The 918-nt window shown below is 51.9% G+C and carries 1 protein-coding gene; it reads left to right on the forward strand.

Annotated features, from left to right (window positions below; genetic code table 11):
• Positions 1-110: 110 nt before the first annotated feature.
• Positions 111-707, forward strand: a complete 597-nt coding sequence (locus BEN47_RS01185; protein ID WP_070724378.1) for a MiaE family protein — start codon at positions 111-113, stop codon at positions 705-707.
• The last annotated feature ends 211 nt before the right edge of the window (positions 708-918 follow it).

Genomic DNA, 918 nt, shown 5'->3' on the forward strand with positions numbered 1-918 from the left:
TTTCAGCAGGAATGAGGAGGTCAAAGACCTTAAACCTACTGCTGCTCTGCCGAGCAGACTTTTTTTATGCCTATTGTAATCCGCAACTTGGGTTAATTAGAAATACGATAATGAAAGAAAAAACAATTCTTAAATTAAAACTGAATACCGACCCGCGGTGGGTAAATATTGCTGAGAAAAATATCGAAGAAATTCTGGTGGACCACGCCTGGTGCGAGCAAAAAGCAGCCAGCACCGGCATCAGCATGATTATCCATTACCCGGACAAAACCCGCCTGGTTGACGAGCTCACCGACCTGGTGGCCGAGGAGTGGAGCCACTTCGAGCGGGTGCTGCTGGAGCTGCGCAAACGCGGTTTTCAGCTGGGCCGGCCCCGCAAAGACGAGTACGTGGTGCAGCTGCTGGCGCACGTGCGCAAAGGCGGCGCCCGCGAGCGCCAGCTTATGGACCAGCTCCTGGTTTCAGCTCTGATTGAAGCCCGCAGCTGCGAACGATTCAAGCTTTTGTGGCAGCACATTGCCGACCCCGAACTGAGTAAATTCTATTACGAATTAATGGTGTCTGAAGCCGCGCATTTTGTGAGCTACGTGGAATTAGCCAAGGAATACTGCGAACCCAAACTGGTAGAAGAACGGTTGCAGGAATTGCTTTTGATTGAAGGCGAAATCGTAACCAACCTGCCGGTGCGCGACGACCGAATGCATTGAGGCGTCGAGAGGATATAATTGCTCAGCAAGTCTGTCTTTTTGTGCCTCCGTTTTGTCGAACCACAGCTAAAGGGTAAAATAAGTGTGTTTGCGGCGAAACCCGGCGTTAGCGCGCGAAGGTGTGCATATCGATGTAACGGAAACCAGCGTCTTCCCGTGGGCTCTCCAGTACCAGTCGGGTGGACGTGAGTTCCTTCACGGTGCTGGCCAA

It is taken from the genome of Hymenobacter lapidarius (genome assembly GCF_001816145.1).
GTDB classification, from domain to species: Bacteria; Bacteroidota; Bacteroidia; order Cytophagales; family Hymenobacteraceae; genus Hymenobacter; species Hymenobacter lapidarius.